The sequence below is a fragment of the Breznakia pachnodae genome (assembly GCF_030814225.1).
Taxonomy (GTDB): domain Bacteria; phylum Bacillota_I; class Bacilli_A; order Erysipelotrichales; family Erysipelotrichaceae; genus Breznakia; species Breznakia pachnodae.
On sequence record NZ_JAUSUR010000009.1, the window covers coordinates 106,090 to 129,473 of the forward strand.

A 23,384-nucleotide genomic window follows, 5' to 3' on the forward strand; every position below is an offset into this window, starting at 1 on the left:
ATTAATTCGTTGGTTTCGTTATTTAACTAAACAGTCGAGTGAATGTAGTAATATATTTTTCTTCATCATCTACTGCATTCAGTAATAATTTCTTTTCACTATTTTTCATTTCAACATCTAATACTGCAACAATACCATCATAGATTATTCTACCTTTGAATGGAAGCAACAGTGTATTTAACCAGTATGGAGGTTTTTCTACCAACACCGTTCTCATGTCAGAATGTAAACCTGCGATTTTGTAGATATTTTCTTTACGATCCATTAATAAGGCATAATCCATACCTACTTCACAAACAATAAAAGAATCTAAAATACCTAGTTTGAAATCTTCTGCTACCTGTAGATAATCATCAGGGAAATCAAATGGATTTTCCGATACAAAATCATCAATAATATGTTTATGATTAAATAGATGTTCTCTAATATCTATTAAGCTTTCCACGCTGTCAAATTCACGATCAACAATACTGTATACGTCATCATTTATTTCATATAAATCATTGGTATACTGCAACAATGCCATATATACGTCAAAGAACTCTTCTACTTCTTCGTAAGAAAAGATTCTACTTTCTTCTCTATGTTTAATATCCTCATTTGCATAATATTCATTCCAAGTATTTCCCACAAGAGCAGCACTAAACATATTCTTTTGAACTTCTTCTAACTGGGAATAATCCACACCTTTCAACTTTGATTCATCAATCAGTTGAGTAAAGAATGGCTCGCTCAAAATACTAATATTAAAATGTGGAGCAAGAACTAAACGTCTATATAAATACCATAAGATTGGATTTTCACTATCATTTTCCATCTTATCAAAAAACTTTTTCACTTTTGGATTATGTGCATTATATCCATACTCTGCCATAGCAATATATTCCTCTTTTGTGCGGTAGTGAGTATATTGGAAGTCATGATATTGTCCTTCAATAATTACTTCAATATCAGATTCATACCACTCTGTATATTGATTATATGCAATCACAATATCATTATCCAACTCTTCATAGACAAATGCATAGAAGCGTAAATTATTGCTATCCATAATCATGTCATATACTTCAAAGATATCAACTTCTTCCATTAATTCACTAACAACCTGTGCAATTAACTTTGCCGGGAAAATTCCATGAGTTCTTAATACTCCATGTATAACTTCTTCGACATCCATACGTAAAGAAGATTCTTCAGATAATTTTTTTCCTAAATTTCTTTTTAGAATCTCCGTTAGTTCTTCTGGTATTTCAAATTGATTAATGCCACTCAAAAACAAAAACCCTTTGTTTGAAAGTACACTAAGAAACTCTGAATAATACATCTTATTTTGAAACTTCCCTGCTAACATACTTTTCAAAATTTTTAATTCACTTTTTCCAATATAAGAAAGAAATTCTTCTCTTGAACAATTATCATAGAACTTAACGATTTCATCATACATTTTATACCTAGATAGTTGATCATATCCTTTAGGATTATCAACCGTCTGTGTATACATTTCAAAAATATATTCTTTTCTTATATGTTTTAGCAGCTCTCTAGCTTTCATATTGTATCCTCATACTTCCTGTCATTGAAATTGTAGCATAATCTATTCATAAATACATCGTATAAGAAAGAAAAATAGTCATCATTTCTGATAACTATCTCCTCTTACTTCTATTAATTATTATTTTAAAAATTCTGAAGTTATGGTATCTTTATCTGCAAACTCTTTTACTGGACCTGAGTATACAACTTCTCCACCATTCTTACCTGCATCCGGACCAATATCAATAATCCAGTCTGATTGTTTCATAACCTCTGTATTATGTTCGATTACGATAACTGTACTTCCATTATCTACTAGTCGTTGAAGTAGTACTAACAATTCACCAACATTCGCCATATGTAGTCCAGTTGTTGGTTCATCCAGAATATAGATATTTCCTGTTTTATGTAATTCATTTGCAAGTTTGATTCTCTGACATTCTCCACCAGACAATGTATCCATCATCTGTCCTAATGAAAGATATCCTAATCCTACTTCATTTAAAGTACTAAGTGCTTTCTTAATCTTAGTGTTTCTAAAGAACTCTAATGCTTCACTAACTGTCATCTTAAGAATCTCTACTATGTTATAGTTTCCTAGTTTGTACTGTAATACTTCTTTTTTGTACTGAGTTCCATTACAGACAGAACAGGTTGTTTTCACGCCTTCCATGAATGCAAGTTCGGTTACTACATAACCTTTTCCTTGACAGTTCTCACAAGCACCTTTGGAGTTAAAACTGAAAAGTGCTTTATCCACATTGTGTTTCTTTGCATAGCTATCACGAATCGTATCTAATATCTTTGTATAAGTTGCAAGGTTTGAACGATTAGATTTGTGTAGTGCACTTTGATCAATAACGATTGCTTCTGGATGTTGTTTCACAAACTCACCAAAGATAAGTGAACTCTTACCTGAACCTGCTACTCCGGTAATTGTAGTGAATACACCTTTTGGAATCTTTGTGGTTACATTCTTCAAGTTGTTTAAAGTTGCATTCTCAATTAAGAAATAATCATCACTCACTCTTGGTGTATCATTTAGTTCTAACTTTCTACTTAGATACTTTCCAGTTAGATTATCTGCAACCTTCAATTCTTCTAAAGTTCCTGTAAACATAATCTCTCCACCTTGACTACCAGCCAGAGGTCCTACATCTACAATAAAGTCTGCTACTTCAATAACATCAGGATCATGTTCCACTACTAAGATGGTATTTCCTTTGTCTCTTAACTTCTGAAGCATCTTATTCAAATTCTGTACATCTCTGGGATGAAGTCCTGTACTTGGTTCATCAAAGATATATAGAATATTATTCAAACTACTGTTCAAATATTGAACTACTTTAATTCTTTGAGATTCTCCTCCAGACAATGTTGTTGTCTCTCTAGATAATGTCAGATAATCTAGATTCATATCCACTAAGTTTTGAAGTCGTATCACCATCTCATCAACAATCGGCTTCACTTCTGGATGATCTACTCTCTTCACAAAGTCTAATAGATCTTTCAATTCCATATGTGTTGCATCATCAATATTCTTTCCTTCAATTGTACTACTCAATGATTTTGGATTTAATCGCTTTCCACCACATGCTTCACATGTGCAAGAAGTTGTATACTCCGCAGCTCTTCCTTGTGTTGTTTCTGAATGTCCACTCAAATCACGATCTACAAATAATCTTCTAAATCGATAAATGATTCCTTCAAATTCTGTTGTATAAGTACCACCTTTGTGTGGAACTTTTACTTTCTCTCCATGCCCATATAATAACTTATCAAGTAATTCCTTTGGATATTCATTTAGTGGCAGATACTTATCAAACAGTCCTACCTCTGCAAATGAATTATAATACCAAGTTCCTTTTTTGAATGTGTTAAACTTTACTGCTCCATCATCTAATGACTTACTCATATCGATAATACTATCCAGGTTTGGTGTAACTACTGTTCCAATCCCATGACAAACTGGACACATTCCCTCTGGATCATTAAATGAATAAACATGTGAGTATCCGACAAACGGAGTTGCTACACGAGAATATAATAATCTAAGAAAACTGTATATGTCGGTTCTTGTTCCTAATGTGGAACGTGCATTACCACCTAATCGTTTTTGGTCTACAATAAAAGCGGGTGATAAATTCTGAATACTGTCTACATCTGGCTTGTGATACTTTGGTAAATATGTTTGAACAAACGTGCTATACGTCTGATTCATCTGTCTTCCAGCTTCATTCGCTATTGTATCAAACACAATTGACGACTTACCGGAACCTGAAACACCAGTAAAAATTGTAATCTTGTTCTTTGGAATCTCCAGAGTAATATTCTTTAGATTATTCTGTTTCATTCCTTTTAAAATAATTGATTCACTCATACTTTATATCCTCCTCCATTCATTATCGGACAACACAAAATACAATCAGTTTTTATTTACAAACTGATGGACTTGAGACATGTATATTTTATGTGTCGGATTTCCAATTATACACAACAACATTTCAAATGTAAAGGATAAAATACGATTGTTTATTATCAATTTTTATCGAGTCATTTTTCATTGTTTTATCATCCGAGAATACAAAAATTGCGAAAGAATATTTTCGCAATTTTTTCAGAGTTTTAAGAGTATAAAACTAATTATATTTTTCTTCTTTGTTTTCCAACAATTAGAACTCCACCTGTTAATACCATCAACATTAAGTAGAATGAGATGTTTGTAGAATCACTAGTATTAACTGCAACACTTGGATTGCCTGAAGGACTTGCTATGCTTGGAGTAAAGATAACTACTTTATCTTCATCATCCAATTCATAAACATACGTTACAACTTTCGTTACATCTTTTTCATAGACACCTTGTTGCTCATGACTTCCTGCTTTTACTTCTTTAAATACATATCCATCAAATTCTTTTTGAATAGTTACATATGTTTCTCCAGTGTTTCTTACACTAACACTTTCATTTTCGAGTAACTTTCCATCACTAGCTTCATGGCGAACAATTAATTTACCACTGTCTCTTGTATATACATAGATTACTGTCTGTACACCATTCGCATATTTACCAGATGCACTTGCACTAGTTTCATGTAGATTACTGAATGTATAACCATTAATATCTTTCTTTTGAGTATTATAGTTTGTACCTATAGTTCCTGTTGTTGTGATACTTGGTGCAATTGTATTACCTGCTTCATCAACATAGTTAGAAATAACACTTCCCTGCGCAATCGAAACAATATTCTTTTTATAAACATAAGTTACTGTTAATGTACCATTAACATAATTGCCACTTACATTCGCACTTCCTACTTTCATTTCTTTAAAGGTATAACCATTAATTGTCTTTTGAATGGTTGTATAACTATTTCCTACAGCTCCAGTAGTTATAACACTAGCTGCGATTTCTGTTCCTGATTCATCTTCATATTTCGCAATAACTGTTCCTTGTATTACTACAAGTGGATTCGCTTTATATACATATGTAACAATTTGTGTTCCATTCGTATAGTTTCCACTGGTTGCTGCACTTCCTGCCTTCATTTCTTTGAACGTATAATTATCAATCGTTTTCTGTGTGGTTGTATATGTACTCCCTACATTTCCTGATGTACTTACACTTCCTGAAATTTCTGCTCCTGCTTCATTTTCATACTTTGCAATCACAGTTCCTTGGGTAAGTGTTACAGGTTCATATACATATGTAACCGTTAATGAACCATCAATATAAGTTCCACTAGCTGCTGCACTTCCAACTTTCATCTCTTTAAATTGATAATTATCAATTGTCTTTTGCGTTGTTGTATATGTACTTCCCACTTCACCAACCAAGGTTACACTATCTGCTATTCCCGTTCCAGCTTCATTCTCATACTTTACAATTACTTGTCCATTTTCTTCTGACGGCGTATATGTTATATCCCCAAATTTTACCTGGTGGTAATTTGTGAACGAACCAGTGCTTCCTGAAATTGTAAATACATACTCATCATCAAGGTCCATATTAAATGTATTTACAATATCGATTTCCCAATATTCACCATCATAGTTCACTTTCATGATTCCGTTTCCATCATAATCTATTGTGATTTCTTTGAATTCATTATTTGTTGGATTACTTAATCCTTTTATGTCATCATCTCCATTCGTATTATGTGGTGTATTATAAGCAGTATCACCCCATGTTGTTATAACTCCATAATTATTAGGATTTGAATAGAAAAATGCTCCGTATACTGAATTATTATATCCATACCAGCTTCCTGTTCGATTTAGTGAAATACCTGGATCCCACCATACTCGATTAGGATCAGCAACTGCATTTATATATGGTTCATCATGATTATTGTTTGTTGTATCTATTTTAAACCCTACAACATCTGATAAGAATCCTGCACCAAATGCATTTCCAAAAGAACCTACATCACTAACTTCTCCAGTATGGAAAAAGAACGCCATTCCATCCCCACCTTGTCCTCCTTGAGGTTTATTTCCAATATTAATATCTAATGTTAATGAGAAAGCATCACTTAATGATATCTTTTCATTGATTGTTATGTTTCCTGATTGTCCTGCAACATCTTCTGTTAATGTAGCAATCCCACTATCCTGATTATACGATGCTGTTCCATTAAAGTTGAACTTATCTGTTACATTATCTTTATCTACTTCAATCTCATAGTCACCTGCATTTATATGAACTATATCATTATTGAATATCATATTTGCAGATACTATCATCATAACTAAAGTAGCTACTCCAACCTTTTTTAGTAACTGTTTTACTCTCATATTTACTCCTCCAATTGCCCTCTATTGTTATTCTTTGTAAATATCTATCTGTAGTACATTCCCCGCATTGTCACTTACATATAATAATTCTGTATCACCTTTTTCACTGGTGATGGTAATTGTCTTGTTATAATCATCAACTATATATGCTGTACTCAATGCACCATTCTTATAATATAAAATGCTAGTACTATCTACTTGTGATAAATCATCATTCAAATACAAAATATATTGATTTCCACTTCGTTCACTGTAACCATCAGGACTATGGATATCAATATTCTCAATTACAATTGTTTTCTGATCAATTACTTCACCATTCTTCTGTAATGAAACTGTATATTCTCCATTGGCAGAAATATACATTGTTTCATTGTCATTAATTAAAATATGATCATAATTATCATTTGAAGTTTCTACTTCAATTAAAATTGCTTCATTGGTCCAATTCTGGTTGTAATTGATACTCATAATCTTTGCATCATCTACGACTGCCTTGCTTGGTTTCTCAATTTGAATTGGTGTAACTTCTTCAATATTAGTATCGCCAGTTTGTGTCGACACAAAAATCCCTCCAACAATCAAAGAAAGTGTACCTAATACCACTGCAATCTGTTTCATATTAAACTGAAACAAAGAAGCTAATACAACATACACAATACTTCGATCGTAGGATTTATCAATTGATTGCTGATACATAATCTGATAAATACCACATAAAACAACTGGTGATACAACAACACGATAAGTTGCAGGTGATACCCCATGTTCCTCCAAATCTTCTTGTAGTATTTTTCTCACTCGACTAAGTCTTGATTTTACTGTACCTTTAGGTATTTCTAGAATTGATGCAATTTCATTAAGATCCATTTCATCTAAATAACGCATCATTCCAACACTTTGTAATGTTGTATCCATCGTTTCAAGTGATTGTCTAACAATACTTACAATTCTTTCATCTTCTATCTGTTCACTTATCTTTTTACTTTTACTGTCTGCAATATTTTCTATGCTGTTCTCTACACCAAAATCTACTGTATTTGTTTTTGATCTATTATTATAGTTAAAGCAATGGTTATAAGTAATTCTTAAAATCCAATTATGTATTGCCCTTGGCTGATCCAAAGATTTAATATTATTCAGTATCTTCACAAAGATATCTTGAGTTAAATCAATTGCTTCACTTTCATTTCTAGCGAACTGACTAGTAATAAAACGAATCATATTAAAATAAGCTTTATATAGTTCATTAAAAGCTTCCGTATCTCCTTCAATAGCTCTGACAACTGTTTGTGTTGAAACTAAATATTTTGTCTTTTTACTCATAAACACTCCTTCATAAAATAAATAATCCTTTGATTATTTTATATACCTTAGTCTCCTTTCATCATTAAGGACACAAATTTTTTGTATCGGTTCACGATGAAACTAAAATATTTCACTTTTTTGTTTTTAACATAAATTAGTCGCAAGTTTTTTTAAAATGGTTCACTTCCATTTTCACAAAAGAAAAATACCTAACTCAATCATCAATTGAATTAGGTATTATTTTTGTCTTATTTTTCCACAATCACTGTAGCAGTTTTTTCTGTCTTATTGCCATATTCATCTTCAGCAACTACCGTTATTTCATAACTTCCTGCTTTTGATAAATCCACATCACTTGTATCGACGCTAAGAGTTACATCTGATAAATCACCTGCATAAAAATAACTTTCAAATTCAACCTTTTCATCATTTACCTTTACTGTAATTTCTTTATTAAAACTAATAAATTCAGGTTTTGTAGTATCTTTAATTTCTACGAGAAATTCAACCTTTTCATCCTCATAAGTTGCAACACCTTTGTATGTTCCAACATCATAAATATCCAACCACTGTTCTTCACTCAAATCATAGGTTGCCGGATTATCAATATCTTCCCCATTGATCTTAACTGTTATTTTATCAAGAATTTCTTTATCTGCATCTATATAGTAACTCTTCTCATAGGAATAAGAATAGCCATACTCAAATACAAACGATTCTTCTTTTAATTTCAATTTATTGTTTGGTGTAACTGCAGTATATACTGCAAAGGTTACTGCAGCAATTACTGATAAACTAACGATAATAGTAATTACTTTATACACTGTAGTTAAATCTTGAAATTTCTGAATTATTCTTTTTATCATAATGCCCCTCAAAATATTTTTTCGACTACTTAAATCAGAAAGTCATTTTATTTTTATTATATTCCCTTCTGTTATTATATCACGAAATTACTTTCTTCATTTTTTACGCCAACAAAGGAATACTCTCAAGTTCATGAGCATCTACAAATTCAAAAGCTCTTTGAATATTCTTTTGGATTGTCGCTTCATCTAAGCGTGATAAGACCCCAATCAGATATACTCGATAATAACTATACTTATCGATAGTTAGAACTCCTGCATCGTCTGAGAACTCTTTAAACAGACTCTTTCTAGCACCTAAGTCCATAACTGTTGCCAATCGTAATTCTTCTTTAGAAAAATCCTTATTAAAATTATCCGTAATCAACTGATACGATGTTTCCACATCCATCAGTTTTTCATTTTCCCAACTGTTAATATAATCTTTGTGATAGAAGAGTTGATAATTCTTTTCGTTCTTTGTAATCTCTCTAGATATATAAATGTAGAAAATACAGTAATACAGATAGTAATTAAAGTTTTCGTTTAGATTCTCTTTTATATAGTTATGAATTGATTGAAAGTAATCCTCAAATAGTGTATGTAAGATTCGATGTTTATTTTTGAAATGATATACAATTGCACCTCTTGTGATTCCCAGTTCATCTGCAATCATCTGAAAAGTTGTATGATCATATCCATATTCTTTAAAGAGTTGTTCTGATACTTTTAAAATATCTTCTCTTAAAGCATTACCTTTTTTATTTTTCATAGCAACCTTCTTTCTTCCACTGAATTATACATAATAACTAGATTGATTACAATCACTTTCTATACTTTGATGTATCAATGTATAAATAATTAACTATATTTTAAGTTATATTATAATCAATTGCTATACAATTAACATATAAAGTTGACACATTAAGCATTGCATGATATTTTTTAAGATATAAGCAGAAAGAAAGGTACTTTATATTATGAAATTAGTATATCAAGGAAAAACAAAAGACGTTTTTGAATTAGAAAATGGAAACTATTTATTAAAGTTTAAAGATGATGTAACTGGAACTGATGGAGTATTTGATCCAGGAGCAAATACAGTTGGTCTTTCAATTGATGGAATGGGTAACGGAGGATTAAGATTAACAAAATACTTCTTCGAATTACTACATGACAATGGAGTTAAAACACACTATGTAAATGCTGATACAGATAACAATACAATGGAAGTATTACCTGCAACTGTATTTGGTAATGGTTTAGAAATTATCTGTCGTTTTAAAGCAGTTGGTAGCTTTATGCGTCGTTATGGACAATATGCTACAGAGGGTCAAGATTTAGATGCATTCGTAGAAGTAACATTAAAAGATGATGACAGAGAAGATCCTCCTATCACAAAAGATGCATTAGAGATGTTGAATCTTCTAACAGCTGATGAATATGAATCATTAAAATCACAAACACAAAAAATTTGTAAGATTTTAAAAGCTGACCTTGCTAAAAAAGATTGTGAATTATACGATATCAAATTAGAGTTTGGTAGAAATAACGGAGAAGTTATTCTTATCGATGAAATCTCTGGTGGAAACATGCGTGTATACAAAGATGGTGAAGTAGTTCATCCTCTTGATTTAGTAAAAATCGTTTTAGGAGAATAATATACATTCAAAAACGGTAACCTGATTTGGTTACCGTTTTTTTAATTAACTTATACTCTCTTTTGCTTTTTGCTTAATACAATAATAATTGCTGAACTAAGTAGCACTGTAAAAATTAAATATGGTATATTTGTTAGATCTCCTGCAGGAGGAACGACTATATCATCTTTATTTGTACTGTTACTATCTGAACCATCAATAACAATTAATTTCTTTTCTAAAGCGTTAATCGCATTTTCTATTGCTGTTGCGTAACTATCAACAAGTTCTTGTTCTGTAATATTTTTTCCTTCTACTACTGCATCTAATGCATCATTTAATTTTTTTACACTTTCATCAGTATAGATACTTAAATCTGTTGGTACTTTCTTTATGGCTTCATTTACTTTTGTGTAATCTGCACCTATATATGCTAGTTGATTGATTGCATTTTCTATTGCTGTTGCATAACCATCAACAATACTTTGTTCAGTTATGTTCTTTCCTAATATTACTGCATCCAGTGCATTATTTAAAACTTTCACGCTTTCGTCTGTATAAAGATTTAAGTCTTTTGGAACTTTACTTATTACTTCATTTACCTTAGCATAGTCTGCATCTCTATATACTAATTGATTGATTGCATTTTCTATTGCTGCTGCATATCCATTAACTATACTTTGCTCACTGGCATCTTTTCCTCGAATAATCGCATCTATAGCATTATTTAATGAATTTACTGTATCATTTGTATAGACACTCAAGTCATCTGGTACTTTCTTTAGTGCTTCATCTACTAATGTGTAATCCGCATCATAATTACGTAGCTGCCATACTAGTATTGGATAAGAATTTCCATCATTACCAATCATCCACTCCCAAACGGTTCTTCCACCATTTAGTGTCGATAGAAATTCTACTGTTTTCATTTGTTCTAATGTTCTCTCTTCTGTATTCGTAGTTTGTCCTGTTCCAGAATCAAAATCTTGTTTACTTTTATTCCAAATCAATTGTTGAACTCCATCTATTTGTAATGAAGAATTCCAATAACAATTATCTACTGTACCATCAACTATTGCAATTCCAAGTGCAGAAGTTGAATCTCCTGTGTTTTCAACAGTTCCGGATACATAACAATTCTTTACTATATAATTTCCTGATGGTAAATCTGCGTGACCAAAATCAGCTCCTACTGAAAGGATAATACCACCAATTCCATTTGTTGCGGAACTTGGATCCGAAATACTTAAAACGCCAGAAAAGTAACAGTCACTAATTTCATAAGTTGAACTATCATTGTATGTAGAAGCCCAACCTATTACTCCTGCATATTGTCCAGGTGTAACTGCATTAATAGTAACTGATGAGCCACATTCTTTTATATATCCATTTACATTTTCATCTTCATTATAATACTGTCCGATTACACCACCTACAGCATCGCCATATTCATTATAATCAGTACCATTCATTGTAATAGTTCCAGATGTATAGCACTGATAAATATTTGTATTTATTATATCTGCAGCAAGCATTCCTGCATAACCACTTCTAGTAATAATTTCTCCTTCAACATTTAAATTATTCAACTGACAATCAATAATCCAGCCGAATAAACCACTTGAAAATTTATTAGTTACTTTCAAATTTTTTACCATATAACCATTTCCATTAAATGTAACACCTTCAAGCTGATTACTTCCTCCAATTGGTGTCCATTCCATATTATTTAAATCAATATTAGTTGTTAGATTTATTACAACCCCATTGAAATCCTCACCAGAATTCACTAATTGCGCTAAACCAGCCAACTGCTTTGCATTTAGAATATCATATGAATCTTTTATATTGGAAGAATCATACCAATCAATATCTGCTTGTCCATCCCAAATATCATATGTTGTATCAGCTGCCTCTACTTTTTCAATAATTGCATCATTTGTAAATAAAACTGTAAATAATACAAAAATACTCATAAATACTTTAGAAACTCGTTTCATATTTTTTCCTCCTGTTTCAAAGTTGTAAACTAAGCACCACTATTCTTCCAGTAACAACCACCTCCTATTTCTAATATTGGCCCTCCTTCTAATACTCCATTAAACTGTGCAATTGGTAAGCCACTACTATTGAACCAATTGATTTGTAGAATATCATCATATTTATTTACTGATTTTAACTGATAGGTTGTTGTATATTTAAAGAATGCTTCATAACTTTCATATACGGTATAAATAAAGCCACTTGCTACTCCACTACCAATTCTAGTACCCCATACTCTTTCATCCATTCTCCATGTCTGATACTGTGTATCTGATGGTGTAACACGAATAATTGACCAACCCAATGAACTGGTAATAAGTACTTCACTGTTGATTACTTTTGGTATAGAAAAACTAGATTCAGGTATTAATAATTCATTATTATTAACCATTGGCATACAATCTAATAATGTTTGTATATCATCACTTGTAATCTTATCCTTAAATAACTCGATGGTTGCATTTCTACAAATCTCTATAAATTCTGAGGTTTGATAGTTCTTCATGATACACCTCCTTGAATTATGTTTTTTCTACTTACAGTTTATAATGAGTTTTTTCAATTTAACGAAATGAGTATAGGGTTTTTTTCATTTTTTTAAATTTTATTTTAGGTGGAGTATAGGGTTTTTGCTTAAAACAGAAAAAAAGAAACCCTTTTTTAGGATTTCTCTATTACTATATTAGTCTAATAACTTTTCATCTACTACTTTTTTAACTGCATCATTGGCATTATCAACACCAAGTTTTTTATATGCTGCACTTAAATGATATTTAACAGTATGAATGGTTAAGTTTGTCATTTTCGCTATTTCATTATTTCGGTAACCCTCTACTAGTAATGATAATACATTCCTTTGTTGATTGGATAACTTCACTTTAGGCGAACGAAGATAAACAGCAATTCCTTTGGTTGATTTTGCCTGTAAACGTGTTGCTTCAACAAGACTATCTAGATATTTTTCATTGACTACTTTTTCATATTTAGGGTTCTTCATTAAAGACTGCAGTCTTACTAGAATTGGTAATATTGCAGTTCCTTCGTCTGCAACTACACGAATATATTTATAATTTTGAATTGAAGAAAGTGTTTTTTCTAATATACTTACTGCTTTTTTCTTATCACCAATTGACCATTCTATTATCACTTCTAATACGTTTGCTTCTGCTTGGTCAATGATTCTACCAAACTCTTGTGATAACTCTTTAATTCCTTTTATATATTCTCTAGCTTTATCTGCATAGCCAAGAACCATATAGGCTCTTATTGTAGTAAAATGCTGATAAATCTTGTACAATGCAAACTTACCTGTATCTACAATATAGTAGTTATCTAACCATTGGTGAGCTAACTTTTGATCTGCATTCATTAATTTCACCTTTGTTTTGAATGCTTCAAAATTAGGTGCAAAATAACTATGGTCACTTTCACTAACAAATTGCTCAATATTTGTAATCGCATTTGATAGTGCTTTACTATTTCCCTGTGCATTATGAATTGCAGCAACCTGCATTAAATAACAAAAACCAATTTCATCACCAAATATTGCATCCTGACATATTTTAATATTTGAAATTACTGTTTGTGCTTTATCTAATTCATTTCTTTCATACATATAACTAGAATTTAAAATTGGTAAAAGAACTTTTCCAATATCCCCAAGCATAGGACCAAGGAAGCGAATAATTTGTTTTGATATATTTCTACTTATAAGATCACTGTAGTCCATACCCGAATGAATAAAGAATGGTAACTGCATGGTAAATGAGCTCCAACCTAGTCGTTCACTTAATTCAGATGGAGAACGGTATTTAAACAACTTTCTTGCCGATTTAAATAAACTCACTCTAAAATCAAGAAGTGTAATAATTGAAACATCTGATACAAATTGTGGATATTCTTTCGAAATCACTGGTAGGTGTTCATATATTTTATCCAAGCAAAACAGGGTCATTTCCGCATTCCCTGTTACATAGTAATAACCAACATACTGAGAATATAGATAAGGATATAACTCACATACTTCTTCAGGATTACTCATATCAGAATAACTGCTATATACATTCACAAACTCATCCACAGATAATACACTGTTCTGATTATCTGTACTATTAATTGCGTGATTACTTCTTTCAATAATTTCTTTACTACCACTCTTCAATGCACATTGTCTGGCCTGAAATATTTTATTATTTTCTAAATAATACTCAGCTACTATTTTATATAATTCTTTAGTTAATATTGGATGTTCATCAAAAAGAATACCTTTTAAAAATTCGGAAAACAAATTATGATATCGATAATTATCTTTTCCTACCTGACTGACAAAAACATTTTGAACACTTAGTTCCTCTAATATATCTAAACTATCTTTTCTTCCAGTTAAACGAATCGCTAAATCAATTGTTATTTCACTAACAATTGATGTTCTAAGTAGAAATTCTTGGGTATCTGTTTTCCATTTATCCCAAAGTTGAGATTTAATGTAATTTGAAAAGACTTGTCCATCTTCCACTTTCATATCAATAATTCCACTCATCGCCAAGGCATTAACACCAATCGCCCAACCTCTGGTAACCGAACGAATTTCCTCTGCTTTTTCAAATGAAATTACTCGATTATACTCACCAAAATACTTCTGTATTTCTTTGGTAGAAAAAGCCAAATGATCTTCTGTAATAATTGCGCAACGCTCCTGACCAATCGCTTTTATATCATCATACCTTATCTCATCACAAGTAAGTATCAATAGTAAGAAAGATCCAGGAAAACGTTTTTGAATCATTAACATTGATTTAATAATTTCTTTATTGTGTACAAGATGCATATTATCTAATACAATTGCATATCGCTCTAAATCAATCCCAAATGCGGAAATTAATTCTATTGTATGTTCGATTGGGGAAGCATGAAAGGAAGGACTGGATAATATTTCTTGCATTGCTTTATTATTAGGCTGCAATGAAAAAATACCTGTACATAGTAAGCGATAAAAAATTGATACAGTATTATCGTATTCATCTAAACTAATCCAGATATATTTATAACTGGTATTTTCAAGCCATAATCTTGTAGAAAGCGTTTTTCCATACCCTGATGGTGCTGAGATATAAATGATTCGCTTCTTCGCAGACATCTGATACCGCTCTACTAATGACTGTCTTGGTGCATAAATTTCAGGTAATGATATTACTGAAAACTTATCACTAAGTATTTGTGAATGATCCATGAATTGCCCTCTTTCATTGACTACTATACACTCATTATAACTGATAGTCTTTTTGAAAAGCAATAAGGTAAGAAGTGAAATCAATTACCTGTTTCATCGCTTACCTTGTACAATACTATAAAAATATTTCAAAGTAGAAAAAATTATCCTCTACCCAGCATTTATAGTTAATATGATATTGTTTCAATATTGAAGATGTAATATACAAACCTAGACCATGACTCTTATAGAGTTCTTTTTCATCTAAGCTGTCACTTGTAACAAATGCATCAAATATTTTATCAACTTTAATATCTGTATTTGCTTGAACTGTGTTCACAAAGCGCAAACATTTATCATCTATATTGATATCAAACTTACCATGTTCTGGTGTATACTTTGTCACATTACTAATAATATTAGATAATACTTTATTGAAATGATTTTCGGGAATAGTTAGTTGCATTTCACTCATTTGATTTTTATTAACTGATATATGTTTGTCAATAAATGAGAATTGATATATCTCCAATATTTTATCGATTGCTTCAGATACATTAATTGTACCTACATCTTTTACCGACTGAATTTTAGCTAAATCCAAAATCTCATTTACTAAATTCGACATTGACTGTAATTCCTGATAACAGTCATTTAATGCTTCTTCATAATTATCATATCCGTCTACTTTAGCAAGGATTCCTTCAATTGTTACTCCCATTGCCATAATTGGTGTTTTTAACTCATGCGTAATTCCTCTTAGAAACAATTGACGTTCTTCTTCAAACTTATTTACTATTGTTATTTCTTCTAAGAGTTGTGAATATAAACTATTCACATCATTCTCTAAACGCTGTAATTCATCACCATCAATCTTTTTATTATTAGGTTTATAGTCTTTTTCTTTCATCTTATCCATAATAGTAGATAATCGCTTAATTTTCTTTGAAAAGAATCTTGCATAAATAATTGATAATAGAATAGCTGCAATACTACCTATAATAAGAAAATAAGGTAATATCTTATTTAGCAACATCGTACTTTCATTCATTGTGAATGTAATCGTTTTAGTTACAAATAAATCATAAGCATTTCCTTGATAAATTACTTCCTCTTCATGTTCTAATGTATCTGTATCCATAAATGAAGGAATCACAAAACTATTTTCATCATTTCCATTATTTTGTTCAGGATTATAAGCAACTTCTATTGTTATTGAGTTATAAATCATTTCTCCATTTTCATATATTTCAAAATATAGATTATTTTCAATTAATTTTTCTAATTCATCCGTATTGATTCCATTTTCTTCTATTGATTCTTGGATTGCTTCGATTTGTTCATTAAATCGTTCTTTTTGTATTTCTTGTGTTAAGTATGGAGTTAGAATAGAAACAACTATAAATAAACTAACAACGGTTACCAAAATAATTGTTATAGAGACAACTACTGTTTTCCAATAAATTGATAGTTTTTTCATCCTATTTCTCCACTTTATATCCTACGCCTGGGATTGTAGTGATTGTCTCTAACATTGTTTTTTTACGAATATTTCCTATATGAACATCAATCGTTCTAGTATCTCCATAATAATCATATCCCCATATTGTCGTATACAGTTCTTCACGTGTAAACACCCTTCCTTTATGTAGAAATAATAGCTGCAGTAATTCAAATTCTTTTGTTGTCACTTCGATTTTTTCATCATTACGATAAAGCTCATAATTATTTACGATTAAGCGAATATCACCACTTTGAACAACTTCTTTTTCAGTTGGATAAATTCGTTTTAGTAAAACAGCTATCTTACATAATAAAAGATTCATTGAAAATGGCTTTACGATATAATCATCAATTGAGTTTTGATAAGCATCCAGTTGAATTAGTTCATCACCTAGTGAACTAATGATCATAACTGGTGTATCTTTCTTTTCGCGTAACTTTACTAATACCTCTTCACCACCCATTTCTGGAAGAAGCATATCTAATAATATCAAATGATATTCATTTTCTAATGCAAGAGATAATGCTGTTTTTCCATCATCTGCACTTTCCACAATATATCCCTCACGCTTCAAAAAACCCATAAGGGCTTTCTGAATTGCTTTTTCATCTTCTACAACTAATATTTTATATTTCATTTTAATACTCCCATAAATACTTACGTATCTATTGTACCATCACTTAACGTATATACGATATCGGCTTTCTTACGAAACCGCATATCATGAGTGACACAGATGACACATTTATTATGTTCGCTTGCCAGATTGCATAACAAACGAATGATTTCCTGGCCAGTTTTACTGTCCAAATTTCCTGTAGGCTCATCTGCAAAAATAATTTCACTATCTGTAGCTAGTGCTCTGGCAATTGCTACACGCTGTTGCTGCCCTCCTGATAACTTAGCTGCTGGACGATACCAATCTTCTTCTTTAATCCCTACTTGGGTTAATAATGCTTTTGCTTTTTCTAACTTATTGCCTTTGATACTTCCTATATCCATTGCCACTACAATATTCTGAACTGCACTTAAGTAAGTAATTAGGTTAAAGTTTTGAAAGATAATGCCAGTCTCTTTACGATATTTCGATTGATTCAACTTCGATAGTTCTTCACCTTTATATTCAATACTTCCTTCTTTGTACTTACTTATTCCTGATAATACAGATAATAGTGTAGTCTTCCCACTACCTGATGGACCAATGATTGCATGAACCTTGCCTTGTTCAAACTGAACATTAATATCATTTAAAATTGGTGTTTGGTTATATGCGAAGTTTATATGTTTTCCAACTAAAATTAATTCCATATTAATCCCTCCCCAACAGTAATGTTTTTGGATCTTTCTTTAGTGTTAGAATCATTGGCAATACAGAAGATATAATTACAATACCAAATCCGATACCAACACCTTTTCCAAATATAGATGGATCTAATATATTTACATCTAAATCCAAATCTACTTCTTTTTGTGATTCTTCAGTAGTTTCACTGATTGCCTGTTCAGTAATGTAATCCTCAATCTGATTGGCAACCATAGTACTAGATCCAATGGATATAATAATTGATACCGCCATAATCAAAATGGACTCCATCACAATTTGTACAATTAATGCCAGTTTGCTTTCACCTAATGACAGTAATACTCCAACCTCATATTTACGTTCTCTTAAAGAAATAAGTATAAGTAATCCTAGAATCATAACAGCTGCCACTGTCGTGATAAGAACCATCGTATTGGCAATATTACCCACACTGTCAATTGCAGATAGAGTTTGACTTAGTGATGCTTGTTCAGAAGATAATTTAATTAATGAAGTATCACCCATATCATTTTTAAACTCATTCAGAAATGCATCTAAATCATCTGCAGACGTTAATGTAACATTGATACTTTCGTATTGTATACTCGAGCGTTCCTCTGAATTTCCAGCCATTAGTATTTTTTGTGTTGTAGCCATATTGCTATAGAAGTAATCATTCAAATCATCTTCAGGCATCATTGAATTTTGCGATTTATTACTATCATCACTTTTTATTGATTCAAAGGTTCCAACAATTGTTACATTAAGAGGTGCCATAGCTACATCTCCACCCTTTATTTCAATTTGTTGTCCGATTTCAAGATTATTTCTTTCCAAGAATTTTTTAGATACAATAACTGGATTTTCCTCTTTACTATCTGCTGGATATACACCATCCACTAATTTATTTTTCTCTGACTTAAAATCCAAATCATTCTCTGGTTTATCTAGTGATTTCACGTAGATTGATGGTACTATATATTTTATTTCCGCACCATCAATGTTGTCAGTTTGAACTGCAAATGGATCTGAACCACTTTGAGCAAACATATCCGTCATTCCATTATGGTAATTTGATGATGCAAATGCCATAAGTGAATAATCAAGTTCCTTTACATATTTTGATTTTTCTAATCGTTCCACAAACTTACTATCTACAATGTGCATATCATCACTGATGCCATCACCAAATTCAGCCTGCATCATTTTATTGTAATCAGGAAAGAAGTCTACTTTTGCTCCCACTGATTTCTGTGCTTTTTTAGTCGCCTGTACTGATGAAGTCTGTAATGCCAGACCAGAAAAAATAAGTGTCATAATTGCACTTATCACAAGCAACATCAGAACTGTTTTTTTGTATGTCTTACATACATTCCAAAACGCTCTTTTTAATATTCTCATATTATGTTCCTCCTTGAGAGTAAGAATATCATAGCGTTGTAAAATTGATGTAAAATCGATGTATGAATTCAAACAATTATAGGTAGAGGCTTTAGATTTAAATACGTTTAATTCTATTTTCATTGTTTTATAGTTTTAAATATACTATTAATAAAACAAGAGTCATCTACAATTAGACAACTCTTGTTTACAAAGATTAAAAAAGTTCTATTTCTGTTAAAGCTTCAAATTCATCTACCCAATCACGGTCACGATACAACACTACAACTTCTTGCGTATACCAAGTATAGTACAATCGATTATCATAACCTTCTTTTTCAATTGCTTCATTTACATACAACATAAAGTTGGTATCAATCCAGTCATATCTCATTTCAGCTTCTGCCGTATACACATTTCCATTGATTGTGAATTCAATCTGATACATTCCTATTCCATCTTCACTCTCTTCTATAACTTCCTGTTTAACATTCTCAATCACAAAATCATCTTTCGTTATACTAGATAATCCATCACACAGATTTGCATACATATTGTCTATATTCATTGCTTCGGCATCAAATACATACACTGTTTCATTTGTAGGGACATAAGCATATTTTTCTTCATCGTATTCGCCAATTCCAGATTGAATTAAAATATACATATATATCATATCCTGATAAACCGTTCCATTAATTTCTACTGTCTTTGGATCAATGCTTGTTTCTAGTGAATCTGGAACCTGAATTCCTATTTTCTCCAACTTCTCAATATGTCCATCTATTGAGAGTCCACTGCTACACCCTAAAAGTAGCGCAAGACATAAGATTGCTAATATTTTTTTCATTCTATTTCCCTCTTTTACTTATCTTTATTGTATGATAGAATGCTTGCTCACACAACAAAAAAAGCACTACCCTATATTAGGATAATGCCTTTCATAATTACCATTCACTTGATTCAGTAAAATTTAAACTTAATACATTATAAGCCTCTACATCACTTAGTGCTGTATATGGTGTTAATGCAATTCCACCAATAACCCCAAGAATTCCAAGTGATATTACACTAACAACTGCTACTGCAATATACCATCCAATAAATGATAAGTCCAATACGAATAAGTCAAACTTATAACCCATAGTAATTCGTTTACTTTCAGCGAATACTTCGGTAATTGACATTTCAGGATGATCTACTGCAATCAGTCCTACATAACGCCATACATACGATAAATATATTCCTGGTACCACAAGGAATATCGTAGCTATTCCAATACCAATTGCTGACAAGATAGTAACTGCAGCTACTTTGAAGAATACTCCACGTTGAACCACTTCCATGATATTAGGTGATTCTTTTCCTAGTGACATATCTTTATAGTAGTACATCAGCATTGTTTGTACTGGTGATATAAGTACTGATATTAATAATCTAATAATTGCATACCCTGCAAACGCAAATGGTATTAAGCTCCAGAAATGACTTGATCTTAGCTGGTAAAAACTATCTTGTGCAGCATCAACCATATCATTTGAGTCTGATAAATTAAATTCTGTTGTCGATCCACTATTTCCCTCAGTTACTAGCCATAAAACAACTCCAATTACTAGAGCTTTTACAACATTACTTCGATAAATAGCTTTCGCTCTTTCTTTTATTTGTACGCGATCAAACATACTTCTTCCTCCCTTAAATAGTTATTACTATTTCGTTCTATAATAATACCATATTTCTTTATTTGGATAAACCTATAGGCATTACACACATAAACCTAGTTCTTTTAATAAAGCTTCATATCGTTTCTTTTCATGGTCTGGAACATCCGGATGATAAAGATTATGCTGAAGAACATCTGCATCTTTTAATAATTCACTATAACTATCATGAACCATTGCTTTACTACTATGGTTATAAATTGCAGTACAAATAATATCAATTTCTTCATAGCTGGCAATTTCTAATTCTTCCAGAATTTCTCTTGCTATAACTGCACCTTTTACTGCATGGTCTTTACTTGTATTATTTTGATATGTATAAATATCATGCAGTAAAGCTGCCATCTCACAAAGTTCTTCACCTAGTTTACGTTTCTTAGCCAGTAATACACTTGCTTGTGCAACTCCATAAAGGTGAATATATCCCATTGCTTTAAATTCATCATCTCTAATACTGTTTAGCACATTATTTATATAGTCTCGTAATATATCAACTCGGTTCATATTTGACCTCCTTACAGTAATTTATAATCCCAATCTCCCCCTTCATTGTAGTAATAAAATTCACTCAATTCATCATCTTCAAATACTTTCAACATATCTTCAAAGTCTTCTGACAGCTGATAGTTATGTAACTCAGAACGTTTAATCCAATAGACTTCTCCTTCATCACTACTACACAGTTCACCTGTATAGGTATTGCTTTTGTAAAAGAATACAATATATCTTCCATGTTCTTTTGTAGTAAATTGCTTCACACCACATAAAACTGGATTCTCAATAATAAGACCAGTTTCTTCTTTCACTTCACGAATTACAGATTCCACAAATGATTCTTTTGCTTCGATATGACCACCAGGAAAACAAACCCCAGGCCATGAAATATCTTTACGATCTTGTATCAAAATATTACCTTTATCATCATAAACCATACACATATTTGTAAGTGTTACTTTTTCACTTCTAGACATATTCCCTCCACTATTTCCTAGGAAACTTAGTTTGTATATCTCCTATTTTATCATAACCATATAATAAAACAGCAACTGATTTATATAATGTAAATCAGTTGCCATATCATTAATCTAAGTAATGGTCCTTGTCTTCAATTGTTTTTATCTTTGCTTTAATTATTTCTTTTACTAAGTATTGATCATCCTCTAAAGTAATTGGATTTCTCAAAATAACACTTTCATCTTTGAAATCAAAAGTAAAATCATAAGTTACTATTTGATATCCAATATAAGTATATGGCATCCTTACATAACGATCAACTTCTTTAATTGTTACTTTTTTAATATCTTCATAGTTTACTTCTTTTAGATATTTTCTATTGTTATTGAATATTGATGATAAAATATAACGAAAATGAGAAAGGTTATTTCTTCGCTTATAGTATCGAATACTGGATTCTAGAAATTCAATATATTGATCATTCGTCAGTTCTAGTAAAACCCATTGTACATTTCCAAACAATAATACAACTATAATAAATATTATAATCCAAATACCAATAATAACTGGTATTGAATTTATCGTATAATTAAATGCAAGTAGAATTACAATGATAAAGAAAAGAAAAATAAGTGAATAAATAATTAATCCCATTAACCTGGATAAAGCTAATTTGGATGTAAGTAATCGTCCCAATGACGGTGTTTTATTAGTTTTATTATATCCAAAGTTAATTGTCTTTGTCTGTAATTCAAAATCAGCAAGTGCCGGAATTAATGGAATATTCTTTTCTTTTAAGGAAGAAACCACATTTTTTGTTTCTTCTAACTCACTCATAAGATACTCAATATTCTGTTCCTTCATTTCTAAGCATTCAGAAAAACTCTTATCTCCACTTAATACCAAACGAATATCATCAATTGATATATCCATTCCTCTTAATAGTTTAATCATTTGCAATATCTGAACATCTTGCTCATCATAATCTCGGTAATTACTTTCATCACGTTTTGGATGTACAAGTCCTTCTTTTTCATAAAATAGAATTGACTGTTTACTGATGCCTAATCGTTTTTCAACTTCATTTGTTTTCATATGACACCTCCTACCTTCCTTTTACACTATATACTAAGTATAAGGTCAAGAAA

19 protein-coding genes are annotated in these 23,384 nt (G+C 31.1%); 1 reads left to right on the plus strand and 18 read right to left on the minus strand.

What is annotated here, in order from left to right; translation table 11 throughout:
* Positions 1-22: 22 nt before the first annotated feature.
* The 6 genes from J2S15_RS19090 to J2S15_RS19115 form a co-directional block, all read right to left on the minus strand.
* The gene (locus J2S15_RS19090; protein WP_307411657.1) at positions 23-1,552 is read right to left on the minus strand and encodes a hypothetical protein; all 1,530 of its coding nucleotides are present in this window, start codon (positions 1,550-1,552) and stop codon (positions 23-25) included.
* A 120-nt stretch (positions 1,553-1,672) separates the two neighbouring features.
* Positions 1,673-3,913, minus strand: coding sequence for an ATP-binding cassette domain-containing protein (locus J2S15_RS19095; protein WP_307411660.1), 2,241 nt, complete (start codon positions 3,911-3,913; stop codon positions 1,673-1,675).
* 263 nt (positions 3,914-4,176) lie between these two features.
* Positions 4,177-6,330, minus strand: a complete 2,154-nt coding sequence (locus J2S15_RS19100) for a MucBP domain-containing protein (RefSeq protein ID WP_307411662.1) — start codon at positions 6,328-6,330, stop codon at positions 4,177-4,179.
* Positions 6,331-6,357: 27 nt separating this feature from the next.
* On the minus strand, positions 6,358-7,656 hold the full coding sequence (locus J2S15_RS19105; RefSeq protein ID WP_307411665.1) for an RNA polymerase sigma factor: 1,299 nt from the start codon (positions 7,654-7,656) through the stop codon (positions 6,358-6,360).
* 230 nt (positions 7,657-7,886) lie between these two features.
* Positions 7,887-8,504, minus strand: a complete 618-nt coding sequence (locus J2S15_RS19110; RefSeq protein WP_307411668.1) for a DUF5011/hyalin repeat domain-containing protein — start codon at positions 8,502-8,504, stop codon at positions 7,887-7,889.
* Between the two features lie 103 nt (positions 8,505-8,607).
* Positions 8,608-9,255: a TetR/AcrR family transcriptional regulator gene (locus J2S15_RS19115; RefSeq protein ID WP_307411671.1), complete on the minus strand. Its 648-nt coding sequence runs from the start codon at positions 9,253-9,255 to the stop codon at positions 8,608-8,610.
* A 208-nt stretch (positions 9,256-9,463) separates the two neighbouring features.
* Between J2S15_RS19115 and J2S15_RS19120 the strand changes: the two genes are divergently transcribed.
* Positions 9,464-10,144, plus strand: coding sequence for a phosphoribosylaminoimidazolesuccinocarboxamide synthase (locus J2S15_RS19120; RefSeq protein ID WP_307411675.1), 681 nt, complete (start codon positions 9,464-9,466; stop codon positions 10,142-10,144).
* Between the two features lie 50 nt (positions 10,145-10,194).
* Here the strand turns inward: J2S15_RS19120 and J2S15_RS19125 are convergent, their stop codons facing one another.
* The 12 genes from J2S15_RS19125 to J2S15_RS19180 form a co-directional block, all read right to left on the minus strand.
* Positions 10,195-12,123 (minus strand): hypothetical protein, encoded by a 1,929-nt coding sequence (locus tag J2S15_RS19125; protein WP_307411678.1) that lies wholly within the window; start codon positions 12,121-12,123, stop codon positions 10,195-10,197.
* 29 nt (positions 12,124-12,152) lie between these two features.
* On the minus strand, positions 12,153-12,671 hold the full coding sequence (locus tag J2S15_RS19130) for a hypothetical protein (RefSeq protein ID WP_307411681.1): 519 nt from the start codon (positions 12,669-12,671) through the stop codon (positions 12,153-12,155).
* A gap of 177 nt (positions 12,672-12,848) precedes the next feature.
* Entirely contained in the window at positions 12,849-15,395 is a 2,547-nt protein-coding gene (locus J2S15_RS19135) for a winged helix-turn-helix domain-containing protein (RefSeq protein WP_307411684.1), read from the minus strand.
* 115 nt (positions 15,396-15,510) lie between these two features.
* Positions 15,511-16,854: a sensor histidine kinase gene (locus J2S15_RS19140; RefSeq protein ID WP_307411687.1), complete on the minus strand. Its 1,344-nt coding sequence runs from the start codon at positions 16,852-16,854 to the stop codon at positions 15,511-15,513.
* Between the two features lies 1 nt (position 16,855).
* Positions 16,856-17,515 carry a response regulator transcription factor gene (locus J2S15_RS19145; protein WP_307411690.1) on the minus strand — a complete coding sequence of 220 codons (660 nt, stop codon included), beginning with the start codon at positions 17,513-17,515 and terminating at the stop codon, positions 16,856-16,858.
* A 20-nt stretch (positions 17,516-17,535) separates the two neighbouring features.
* On the minus strand, positions 17,536-18,186 hold the full coding sequence (locus J2S15_RS19150) for an ABC transporter ATP-binding protein (RefSeq protein ID WP_307411692.1): 651 nt from the start codon (positions 18,184-18,186) through the stop codon (positions 17,536-17,538).
* A gap of 1 nt (position 18,187) precedes the next feature.
* Positions 18,188-19,582 (minus strand): ABC transporter permease, encoded by a 1,395-nt coding sequence (locus J2S15_RS19155; protein ID WP_307411696.1) that lies wholly within the window; start codon positions 19,580-19,582, stop codon positions 18,188-18,190.
* Between the two features lie 196 nt (positions 19,583-19,778).
* The gene (locus J2S15_RS19160; protein WP_307411698.1) at positions 19,779-20,411 is read right to left on the minus strand and encodes a hypothetical protein; all 633 of its coding nucleotides are present in this window, start codon (positions 20,409-20,411) and stop codon (positions 19,779-19,781) included.
* A 97-nt stretch (positions 20,412-20,508) separates the two neighbouring features.
* Positions 20,509-21,243 carry a DUF975 family protein gene (locus tag J2S15_RS19165; RefSeq protein WP_307411700.1) on the minus strand — a complete coding sequence of 245 codons (735 nt, stop codon included), beginning with the start codon at positions 21,241-21,243 and terminating at the stop codon, positions 20,509-20,511.
* A gap of 81 nt (positions 21,244-21,324) precedes the next feature.
* On the minus strand, positions 21,325-21,786 hold the full coding sequence (locus tag J2S15_RS19170) for an HD domain-containing protein (protein ID WP_307411703.1): 462 nt from the start codon (positions 21,784-21,786) through the stop codon (positions 21,325-21,327).
* 11 nt (positions 21,787-21,797) lie between these two features.
* Positions 21,798-22,253 (minus strand): 8-oxo-dGTP diphosphatase, encoded by a 456-nt coding sequence (locus J2S15_RS19175; protein WP_307411706.1) that lies wholly within the window; start codon positions 22,251-22,253, stop codon positions 21,798-21,800.
* A 109-nt stretch (positions 22,254-22,362) separates the two neighbouring features.
* A complete protein-coding gene (locus tag J2S15_RS19180) occupies positions 22,363-23,331 on the minus strand; it encodes a MerR family transcriptional regulator (RefSeq protein WP_307411708.1) in 969 nt (322 codons plus the stop codon).
* Positions 23,332-23,384: the final 53 nt, after the last annotated feature.

Coding starts and splice junctions, on each gene's coding strand:
- J2S15_RS19135 (WP_307411684.1), bottom strand. CDS start 15,395: ATGGATCATTCACAAATACTTAGTGATAAGTTTTCAGTAATATCATTA.
- J2S15_RS19130 (WP_307411681.1), bottom strand. CDS start 12,671: ATGAAGAACTATCAAACCTCAGAATTTATAGAGATTTGTAGAAATGCA.
- J2S15_RS19165 (WP_307411700.1), bottom strand. CDS start 21,243: ATGTTTGATCGCGTACAAATAAAAGAAAGAGCGAAAGCTATTTATCGA.
- J2S15_RS19090 (WP_307411657.1), bottom strand. CDS start 1,552: ATGAAAGCTAGAGAGCTGCTAAAACATATAAGAAAAGAATATATTTTT.
- J2S15_RS19175 (WP_307411706.1), bottom strand. CDS start 22,253: ATGTCTAGAAGTGAAAAAGTAACACTTACAAATATGTGTATGGTTTAT.
- J2S15_RS19100 (WP_307411662.1), bottom strand. CDS start 6,330: ATGAGAGTAAAACAGTTACTAAAAAAGGTTGGAGTAGCTACTTTAGTT.
- J2S15_RS19120 (WP_307411675.1), top strand. CDS start 9,464: ATGAAATTAGTATATCAAGGAAAAACAAAAGACGTTTTTGAATTAGAA.
- J2S15_RS19145 (WP_307411690.1), bottom strand. CDS start 17,515: ATGAAATATAAAATATTAGTTGTAGAAGATGAAAAAGCAATTCAGAAA.
- J2S15_RS19140 (WP_307411687.1), bottom strand. CDS start 16,854: ATGAAAAAACTATCAATTTATTGGAAAACAGTAGTTGTCTCTATAACA.
- J2S15_RS19115 (WP_307411671.1), bottom strand. CDS start 9,255: ATGAAAAATAAAAAAGGTAATGCTTTAAGAGAAGATATTTTAAAAGTA.
- J2S15_RS19105 (WP_307411665.1), bottom strand. CDS start 7,656: ATGAGTAAAAAGACAAAATATTTAGTTTCAACACAAACAGTTGTCAGA.
- J2S15_RS19125 (WP_307411678.1), bottom strand. CDS start 12,123: ATGAAACGAGTTTCTAAAGTATTTATGAGTATTTTTGTATTATTTACA.
- J2S15_RS19155 (WP_307411696.1), bottom strand. CDS start 19,582: ATGAGAATATTAAAAAGAGCGTTTTGGAATGTATGTAAGACATACAAA.
- J2S15_RS19110 (WP_307411668.1), bottom strand. CDS start 8,504: ATGATAAAAAGAATAATTCAGAAATTTCAAGATTTAACTACAGTGTAT.
- J2S15_RS19150 (WP_307411692.1), bottom strand. CDS start 18,186: ATGGAATTAATTTTAGTTGGAAAACATATAAACTTCGCATATAACCAA.
- J2S15_RS19160 (WP_307411698.1), bottom strand. CDS start 20,411: ATGAAAAAAATATTAGCAATCTTATGTCTTGCGCTACTTTTAGGGTGT.
- J2S15_RS19180 (WP_307411708.1), bottom strand. CDS start 23,331: ATGAAAACAAATGAAGTTGAAAAACGATTAGGCATCAGTAAACAGTCA.
- J2S15_RS19095 (WP_307411660.1), bottom strand. CDS start 3,913: ATGAGTGAATCAATTATTTTAAAAGGAATGAAACAGAATAATCTAAAG.
- J2S15_RS19170 (WP_307411703.1), bottom strand. CDS start 21,786: ATGAACCGAGTTGATATATTACGAGACTATATAAATAATGTGCTAAAC.